This window comes from Streptomyces sp. NPDC058145, from assembly GCF_042884245.1.
Taxonomy (GTDB): domain Bacteria; phylum Actinomycetota; class Actinomycetes; order Streptomycetales; family Streptomycetaceae; genus Streptomyces.
Genome location: NZ_JBHVUH010000032.1, coordinates 24,265 through 33,518, shown reverse-complemented (window position 1 = coordinate 33,518; position 9,254 = coordinate 24,265). Strand labels below are relative to the sequence as shown.

The 9,254-nt window shown below is 67.4% G+C and carries 7 protein-coding genes; 6 read left to right on the top strand and 1 reads right to left on the bottom strand.

Annotated elements, in window-relative coordinates:
- The first annotated feature begins 1,042 nt into the window (after positions 1-1,042).
- A complete protein-coding gene (locus tag ACFVVO_RS37740) occupies positions 1,043-1,498 on the top strand; it encodes a peptidoglycan-binding protein (protein ID WP_390061286.1) in 456 nt (151 codons plus the stop codon).
- 255 nt (positions 1,499-1,753) lie between these two features.
- On the opposite strand, the gene ACFVVO_RS37735 is transcribed toward ACFVVO_RS37740, so the two are convergent.
- On the bottom strand, positions 1,754-3,538 hold the full coding sequence (locus ACFVVO_RS37735) for a sigma-54-dependent Fis family transcriptional regulator (protein ID WP_390061284.1): 1,785 nt from the start codon (positions 3,536-3,538) through the stop codon (positions 1,754-1,756).
- 182 nt (positions 3,539-3,720) lie between these two features.
- Here ACFVVO_RS37735 and ACFVVO_RS37730 point away from each other — a divergent pair, with 182 nt between their 5' ends.
- The 5 genes from ACFVVO_RS37730 to ACFVVO_RS37710 all read left to right on the top strand — a co-directional run bounded on the left by ACFVVO_RS37730 (position 3,721) and on the right by ACFVVO_RS37710 (position 9,253).
- A complete protein-coding gene (locus ACFVVO_RS37730) occupies positions 3,721-4,746 on the top strand; it encodes an NAD(P)-dependent alcohol dehydrogenase (protein ID WP_390061282.1) in 1,026 nt (341 codons plus the stop codon).
- Between the two features lie 18 nt (positions 4,747-4,764).
- Complete coding sequence (locus ACFVVO_RS37725; protein WP_390061280.1) at positions 4,765-6,366, top strand: extracellular solute-binding protein; 1,602 nt, start codon at positions 4,765-4,767, stop codon at positions 6,364-6,366.
- A gap of 81 nt (positions 6,367-6,447) precedes the next feature.
- Entirely contained in the window at positions 6,448-7,326 is an 879-nt protein-coding gene (locus ACFVVO_RS37720; protein WP_390061278.1) for a carbohydrate ABC transporter permease, read from the top strand.
- The gene (locus ACFVVO_RS37715; protein WP_390061276.1) at positions 7,323-8,168 is read left to right on the top strand and encodes a carbohydrate ABC transporter permease; all 846 of its coding nucleotides are present in this window, start codon (positions 7,323-7,325) and stop codon (positions 8,166-8,168) included. The genes ACFVVO_RS37720 and ACFVVO_RS37715 overlap by 4 nt, the downstream gene beginning before the upstream one ends.
- On the top strand, positions 8,165-9,253 hold the full coding sequence (locus ACFVVO_RS37710; protein WP_390061274.1) for an ABC transporter ATP-binding protein: 1,089 nt from the start codon (positions 8,165-8,167) through the stop codon (positions 9,251-9,253). The genes ACFVVO_RS37715 and ACFVVO_RS37710 overlap by 4 nt, the downstream gene beginning before the upstream one ends.
- Position 9,254 lies beyond the last annotated feature (1 nt).

Here is a 9,254-nt window from a genome sequence, read left to right as displayed (position 1 = left end):
GAGGCGGAGCGAACTCCGGCGCTGCGCGCCTCCGGTGCGAGGATGCGATCCCCTCCCCGGCTGAAGCCGGGGATACCCACGCAAGATCAGGATGGCGAGGGCTGTCCGGGCGGCTGGACCACCGCCCGGGCTTTGAATGAGGCGTGGGTTACACACCGCCCGCGGGATGAAGACAAACCCGCGCAGCCTACGTATGTGCCTCCGACAGAAGAAGAAGGGGAACCCGCCACCGGTGCGCCCTGCGCAGAGGCCCTCGTCACCATCCGGCCCCTGGTACGTGGCCGCCGCTGACGAAAGAAATGGCCCGTCAGAAGCAAGACAAGCTGAGGAGGACCCGGTGGGTCGCAACGACGCCAACCCTGAGCGGACCCCCGGCTCGGATCCTGACGTCGCGCAAGAGATCAGGGACTCCTTCCAAGCCGTGCTGGACGCTTTGGATGCCGCACGCGCCGACCTCCTGCGCGACGAGCAGCAGGAACACCAGGAACACGTTGAGGGCCCGTCTCAGCCCCGGAGCCGGCACGGTCACCCGACCTCGGATGCCCGCTTTCCCCAGCCGACCGCGTCCCCGTCCTCGGCCCCGGCTTCCTCCCCCGTCGGCCGGGCACTGCCGGTCAGACGTGTGTCGTCAGGCACGCAATCAGAGCGTCCTGGGCCGCACCGGCCAACTGCCGCTGAATCGCCGCCGACTGGCGGCCTGCGCCACGTCGAGGCTCCGCGGGCTGTCGTTGCCGAGTCACCGGGGTTGCCCAGAGGGCTGGAGGCCGTCCCGCCCCCGTCGGTGGGAAGCCCGCCGACGGCCAGTGGTCCGGGACCGGAGGCTGTCGCACCAGCTGTGGCATTCCCGACTCCGGCTCCCAGGCAGGAAGACTGGCGGAGCAGGAGCCCCGGGCCGGGCACCGCTTGGTCGGACGTCCCTCACCGTCCGGCCGTCCCGTTCGACCAACTCGCCACCGCGGCCTCGCAGGGATCTGCCCCATCCGTCCGCGCACCCAGGAGGAAGACCAGTGGCAGACGGCGGCGATCCACCAACCGCAGGAGCTTGCGAGTCGCCGGCATCTCCGGGCTGGGCGCGGCGAGCGGATTGATCCTCGCCTCTTGGCTGCTGACTTATCTCAACGCCGCGCCCACGACCCCCTCTTCGCCTCCCGGGCACCTGGAAACCCCACTGCCGGCGAGTCCGGCGCCGATGGACCCCTCTCTCCGGGCTCCAGGGCAGACGAACCGCCCGCAGCCCGGCACCTCAGACCCGCCGCTCCCCGAAATCCCGGGCACGGGTGTCCTGCGCCAAGGCGACAGCGGCCATGGGGTATACGAATTGCAGGTACGTCTCCTGCAGATATCGCATATCTACGACGGCGGCGCGATCGACGGCCGCTACGACGCGGACGTGCGAGCGGCCGTGGTCCTGTTTCAGGAGCGGTACGGGGTCCGCGGCGATGAGAGCGGGGTCTACGGCGACAACACGCGTTTTGCCCTCATGCTGCGAACCAAATAGTGCACCGGGTTCTTCGCACGCGGCCGGCAATCGGCGTGAGCCAGGCTGATGCCGACCGTGTCGGCGACCATCGCCGAGAAGGTCACCGGTGCGGTGCCACGGCGTGACGGCCGGCACCCGCAGGGCCCCACGATGGATCCGCCCTGCCACCACGCGATCGCGGCCGGCCACCGTCCCTGTCCACGCTGTGAGGTCGGCAGACCGGCGACGTCGAGCAGGCGCCGCACGCCACGGCCTGCGTGCCGGAACGGCCCGTCACGTCAGGCTCGACGGGACGATCCCGTATCGGCGCATCTTGCGGTACATCGTGGCTCGGGAGATCCCGAGGTCCTGCGCGGTCCGCTGGACGTTGGAGTCGCGGTCCATCAACCCACGCAGAATGGCGTCGCGCTCCAACGCCTCGATGGCCGTGAGGACCTTGTTCGACGACACCCGGCATTCCGGCGGCAGGTCCTCCACGTGGATCATCCGGCCCGAAGGCCGCCGCGCCAGGCCCCGGATCACCGACTCCAGCTGTCGGACGTTCTCCGGCCAGGGGCATCGTTGCAGCATGGTCAGCGCATCCGGGGAGAACCTGCTCTCACCGCTCGGCCGGTACTTGCGCAGGAAGAACCGCGCCAGGTGCTCGGTGTCCCCGTAGCGATGACGCAGGGCAGGCACCTCCACCGAGGCTCCGCAGAGCTGGTCGAGATCGTCGTCGGCGCCGACCATCGACGGCTGGCTGGTCATGACCAGTTGCCCGGTCGCGCTGCCGTCCTGCCGCACCAGCAGGTCTGTCAGCCGCTGCCGCAGCTGGTCGCCCAACAGGTGGACGTCGCTCAGGAGGAGCACGTTGGACGGCACGACAAGCAGCTCTCCGATGTCGTGCAGCCAGCGCTCGGTGACGGCCGGTGAGTCCGACAGCGGCGCTTGTGGCATCTCCAGCCGTCGTCCGGCGCCGTGGGCCCGGTGCAGGGCCTCGACCAGCGTCCTCTTGCCGACGCCGACTTCACCCAGGAGATGAAGCCATGTCCCGGTTACGAACGCTGTCTCGCTGTCGGCGACCGCGCGCAGCCAGTGCGGGGTCGAGCCCACCAATCCCAGGTTGGAGCGGACGGGCGCGGCGGAGACAGCGGGTGTGGACTGGGGCCGTCCGATCAGCCGGACTCGGAAGACGGTGCCCGCGTCGCTGTCCTCGCGCAGACAGCGACTGACCCTGAGTTCGGCGACCCGTCCTGAGGGCAGGGCGATGCTGCGGGTCCCCTCCAGCCGGGGATGATCGGCGATCTCACGGGCGTGGTCGAGCAGCGCGTAGTGATCGGGCCCGGTCACGGCGGCACTGAGCTGCTCGTTCATCATGACGACGTCGCGGTTGAGAGCCAGCACGGGTCCCGGGCGCGCCGAGGAGCACGCGTCCATGTAGTCCTGGAAGAGAGCCCGCTCGCGCCGCGAGGTGATCGCCGCGATCTCGCCTTCGATCTGGGCCGCGACCGAGCGGGAGAAGGCCATCAGCATGCCGTCGGAGCCCTGACGGATGGTGGTCAGGTTGAAGGCCCCGAGCAGAGTGCGCCGGGTGGGATGCAGGATCGGCACGGCCGCGCAGTGGAACTCCCGCAGCTCTTCGGCGTAGTGCTCCCTTCCGGCGATGATGACCGGGCGGCCGCTGGCCAGCGCGGTCCCGATGCCGTTGGTGCCCACGTAGCGCTCGGCGAACACATGGCCCGGAGCCAGGCGCACGCGGTTGAGGTGCGTCGTCAGACCCTCGTTGGACACCTTCCGGGACAGCACCACTCCGTTCCGGTCTGTGATCATCGTGGACACCGGGTCGTCGGCGAGCTGCTCGTGCAACCTGTTCAGGATGGGCAGTGCCGCCCTGGCCAGGGGGCTGTCCAGGTTGGGGTTGTCCAGGTAGGGGGCGTCGAGGCTGCCCGACTTCACCTGGTACCCGATCGAGCGTTGCCATGACGCGACCACGAGCGGCCGGGCGCTCGGATCGTTGGTGGCTTCCAGATAGAGCTCTCTGGCTGCTCTCAGCGAGTTCCCGGGCTGGTGTCGGGGCATTTAACACTCCCGTGCGGCGCGCGTCACATTCCTCAGTGCAGTGATTGGAACAGCTCGGCGGCGTCGCGCCTACGGCGTGTATCACATTGAGACATTCGTGGACGGATTCTGAGACACCGACCTGCGATCGGCGGCCTGTGTAATCGGCGCACCACCCACCCGCCGACTCGCAGGGAGCCGCTATGAAAGCCGTGCAGGTCATCGAGTACGACGAGCCGCCCGTGCTCGTGGACGTGCCGGACCCGCAGATCACCGGTCCGCTGGATGTGATCGTGAGAATCGGGGGCGCCGGAGTCTGCCGGACCGATCTGCACATCCTCGAAGGACAGTGGAAAGAGAAGAGTGGGGTCGCCCTTCCGTACACGATCGGTCACGAGAACGCCGGCTGGGTCGCGGAGGTCGGGCAGGCCGTCACCAACGTCAAGATCGGTGACCCGGTCATCCTGCACCCGCTGGTGACCTGCGGTCTGTGCCGCGCCTGCCGGGCCGGCGACGACGTGCACTGCATGAACTCGGCCTTCCCCGGCATCGACGCCGACGGAGGCTACGCGGAGTACCTGAAGACCAGCGCCCGTTCGGTCGTGCCCCTCGCCCCGTCCCTGGAGCCGGCCTCGGTGGCGGCCCTGGCCGACGCCGGGCTCACGGCGTACCACGCCGTCGCCAAGGCGGCCCGGGTGCTGCGGCCCGGCGACAAGGCCGTGGTCATCGGCGCCGGCGGACTCGGACATATCGGAATTCAGGTGCTGCGGGCCCTGTCGCCGGTGGAGATGATCGTCATCGATCGCAGCCCGGAGGCCCTGGCCCTGGCCAAGGAACTGGGCGCCGACCACACCCTCGTCGCGGACGGAAGCGAAGCCGACCGCGTACGGGACCTCACCGGTGGTCACGGGGCGGAGGCCGTCCTCGACTTCGTCGGCGAGGGGGGCGCCGTCGAGACGGGCGTGGCCTGCCTGCGCCGCAACGGCAACTACTACGTCATCGGCTACGGCGGCCACCTTCATGTGCCGACGATCGACGTCATCTCCACGGAGATCAACTTCATCGGCAACCTCGTGGGGTCCTACAACGACCTCTCCGAGCTGATGGTCCTGGCGGCCCAGGACAAGGTCACCCTGCACACCCAGCGGTACCCCCTCGCCTCCTTCCGGCAGGCCCTCGACGACCTGGACGCCGGGGCCGTACGCGGCCGAGCGATCTTGATCCCCTGACACTGCAGGAGAAGCCCCATGCGCAGCAGACCGTTCACGGCCCTGGTCGCCGTCGCCGCCGTCGCGGCCCTGACCGCCACCGCGTGCACCGCCCAGAACCAGGCACAGCAAAAGCCCAAGGACAAGGCCGCGCTCTTCAAGCCCGGCTCGGAGATCAGCTACAAGAAGTACGGCAAGGACTACCCGGCGACGAAGGTCAAGGACGTCCCCGGACCCTGCAGCTACGAGTCGATCAGCCGCAAGGACTACTCCGGGCAGACACTGAAGATCATCAGCCACGCCGTTCCCGTCATCGGCGAGCCGACCCAGCTGCACGCCAAGCAGTTCGAGGAGATCACCGGCGGGAAGGTCGAGGTGGTCAACGTCCCCTTCGGCGAGCTGCACCAGAAGATCCTCACGCCCCTCCAGGCAGGCCAGCCGGCGTACGACGTCATGTTCTACCCGTCCCTGTGGATCGGCGACATGGCCCCGTATCTGGCCCCGGTGCCGAAGACGTACCTGAACAGCCCCGGCATGAAGGACGTCACCAAGGCCTACATGGACGTGGCGACGTGGGACGGGAAGGTCGTGCAGTACCCGGTGGACGGTGACCGGCACTACCTGAAGGTCCGCACCGATGTCCTGAAGGACCCCAAGCGGCAGGCGGAGTACAAGAAGGCCACGGGCAAGGACCTTCAGGTTCCCAGGACGTGGGCCGAATACCAGGAGACAGCCAAGTTCTTCAGCGGCAAGGACCTCGACGGCGACGGCAAGGCCAACTACGGCAGCGCCGAGGTGACCAAGCGCGACGACCTGACCTTCTCCGCGTTCATCAGCCGTGCGGCGCCATACGTGAAGAACCCGGACGTCAAGGGCGGTGTCTTCTTCGACGTCAAGACCATGAAGCCGCTGATCAACACGCCGGGCTTCGTCCGTGCCCTGGACGACATGGTGAAGGCCAAGTCGACCTGGGCACCCGGCGGCGCCAACTTCGGCCTGGGAGACGAGATCTTCTCCTTCGGAGGCGGCCAGACGCTGATGTCCTACTCCTGGGACGACGCCTTCATCCAGGCCCAGCAGCCGGACAGCAGGATCCGCAACAAGGTCCAGGCTGCGCCGCTGCCGGGCTCGACCGAGGTCTACAACCGCACCACGAAGTCGTGGGACAAGAAGGCGAACCAGGCGCCCTACTTCACGTGGGGATGGACCTCAGCGGTGGCCAAGGCCTCGCGCCACCAGCGGATGGCCTTCGACTACCTCTGCTTCTTCAGCAACGAGGCCAACACCGCCCTCGACCTGACCATCGGCCGATTCGGTGTCAACCCCTACCGCAACGCCCACTTCGACCCGGCGTTCTGGGAGAAGCAGGGCTGGGACAAGGACGTCGCCGAGTCGTACGTGCACACACTCGCCGGCATGGAGAAGAGCACCAATCGCGTCTTCGACCTGCGCGTTCCCGGTGTCAACCAGTACATGTCCGCGCTGGCCAACGGTGTCGCCGCGGCTCTGGCGGGACAGAGCTCCCCCCAACAGGCACTGAACGGCGTGGCCAAGGAATGGGTCAAGATCACCGATCAGATCGGCAAGGACAAGGTCCAAAGCGCCTATCGCAACGTGGTCGCGCTCGAGGACAACTCCTGATCCGACCGCAGGACGCCCCGGGTGGCCGGACCGGACCGGCCGGCCACCCGGGGGCTCCCGCCCCCTTCCGCAAGGAGAACCATGGACGGCCTGCGCCGGCACAAGAGCATGTTCCTGCTGCCAGGACTGCTCACGCTCTTTCTGATCATCATCTTCCCGCTTCTGTTCACCATCCGCGTCAGCTTGTCCGGCTGGAACGTCAGCAACCCTCGGATGGACTTCATCGGAGGCGCCAACTACGCCGCGATGCTGCACGACAGCCGCTTCTGGGACTCCATCACCCGGCTGATCCTGCTGGCGGGCGGCACGGTCCTGATCCAGTACGTCATCGGGTTCGGTATGGCCCTGCTGGTCTGGCGCGAGGCACGCGGCCGCAGATTCTGGCGGGTGCTCTTTCTCGTCCCCATGATGACCACGCCCGTGGTGATGGCCGCCATCTGGCAGACGATCTTCCATGAGTCACTGGGGCCGGCGAACGATCTGCTGGGGATGCTGGGCCTGACGAAAATTCCCTGGCTCACCGAGTCCGGTCCGGCGCTGGTCGCGCTGATGACCGTCGAGGTCTGGCAGTGGACCCCCTTCATGTTCCTGTTGCTGCTGGCCGGCCTGCTCAGCCTCCCCAAGGAACCGTTCATGGCCGCCGCGATCGACGGCGCCAGCACCTGGCGGACCTTCTGGAAGGTGACCTTCCCGCTGATGGCACCGGTCTCGGTCGCGGCGATCATCATCCGGCTGATCGAGGCGTCCAAGCTCTCCGACAGCGTCTACGTACTGACGTCCGGCGGGCCGGGGTCCTCCACGGAGACCCCCGGTTACTACCTCTACATCCAGGGGCTGCGCGATCAGCAGACCGGCTACGGCGGGGCGATGTCCCTGACCTACCTCGTCCTGATGATCGTCACGCTCACGGTCGTCGCCGCCCTGCTCACCAGGGCCTTCAAGCTGAAGGGGGACTCATGAGGTCGCGCCTTTACCCCGTATTCAAGTACACCGTGATCGCCCTGTGGGCCTGCTTCGTCGCGGGACCGTTCTTCTGGGCGATGACGACCAGCTTCAAGAACGCCAACGCCGTCCAGGGCGGTCCCACCTACATCCCCTGGGTGCAGTACAAGCCCACCCTCACCGGCTGGCGCAACATCTTCGGCGGAGCCGGCGGTATCGATGTGATCGATCCCTTCATCAACAGCGCGATCGTCACCATCGCCGCGTCCGCCATCAGCCTGGCCCTGGGGTCCCTGGCCGCCTACGCGCTGTCCCGGTACCGGTTCAAGCTGGGCTTCATCAAGAACAGCGACATCGTCTTCTTCTTCGTCTCCCAACGGATCATGCCGCCCGTCGTCCTGGTGATCCCCTTCTTCTACCTCCTGCAGTGGGGTGGCCTCCTGGACACCATCCCAGGCCTGGTCATCGTGACGGTCGCGCTGCTGCTGCCGATCGCGGTGTGGGTGATGGTGGACTTCTTCAACGGCATCCCCCGGGAGATCGACGAGATGGCGATGCTGGACGGCTGCCCCCCGTTCCAGACCTTCGTACGGGCGATCCTGCCGAACTCCCTGCCCGGGCTGACCGTGGCAGCGATGTTCTGCGCCGTGTTCGGCTGGAACGACTTCTTCTTCGCCTTCCGGCTGACTTTCACCGAGATCCAGACCTTGCCCCAGGCGGTCGTCGCCCTCAACTCCTCCATTCCACCGTGGTGGACACTGTCCGCCGCCGCGCTATTCGGCGTGGCACCGCTGATCCTGCTCGCCCTCTGGGTGGAGCGCCTACTGTCCAAGGGCAACCTGTCGGGAGCCGTCCGATGAACCTGAGTGTCACTGATCTGTGCCTGACCGTCGACGGCGTCGACCACCTCAAGAACGTGACCGCCACCTTCCGGCCCGGACGGCTCCACACCGTCATCGGCCGGACGATGGCCGGGAAGACGACGCTGCTACGCGCCCTGGCCGGCCTGCAGAAAGTGGACTCCGGCTCGCTGACCCGGGCGGGAGCCGACTTCCTGAAGACGCCGGTGTGGCGGCGCGACACCGCCATGGTCTACCAGCAGTTCATCAACTACCCGCATCTCAATGTGTTCGGCAACGTGGCCTTCCCGCTGAAGCGGGCCGGGCTGTCACGGGACGAGATCCAGCGGCGGGTCCGGCAGAGCCTGGCGAGCGTGGGGCTCGCGGACTTCGAGAAGCGCAAGCCCTCGCAGCTCTCCGGCGGCCAGCAGCAGCGCGTCGCGATGGCTCGCGCCCTGGCCCGCGGTACCGGCATCCTCCTGCTCGACGAGCCACTGGCCAACCTGGACTACAAGTTGCGCGAACAACTGCGCGACGAGTTCAAGGCCCTCTTCTCGGACCAGGGCGACACGATCGTCATCTACACGACCACCGAACCCGCCGAGGCGATGATGCTCGGGGACGTGGTCCTGGTCATGCACGAGGGGCGGATCCTGCAGACCGGCACCCCGCAGGAGGTCTTCGAACGCCCGGCGACCACCACGGTGGCGTCCATCATCAACGACCCGCCCATGAACATCTTCGCGGGCCGGCTCGAGGGCGGCCAGGTCACGGTGGCCGGCTTCCAGGCCACACACGTCTCCGCGCACCTGGCCGACCAGCCAGACGGTGCTTACCAGTTCGGCCTGCGCGCCACCGACGTCAGCCTGGCTTCCAACGGGGTCGAGGGCGAGGTCACCTTCGTCGAGATCTCCGGCTCCGAGACCTTCGTCCATGTGGTCGTCGGCGAGACCCCCTTCGTCGTACAGATCGAGGGCATCCACGACGTCGCCCTCGGCGACCTGGTCAAGCTTCGGCTCCGTCCCGACCGGCTGTTCGCCTTCGACGAGCAGGGGACGCTCGTGCGAACACCTTCATACGATCTCGTTTCAGTGGAAGGGTGTTGAT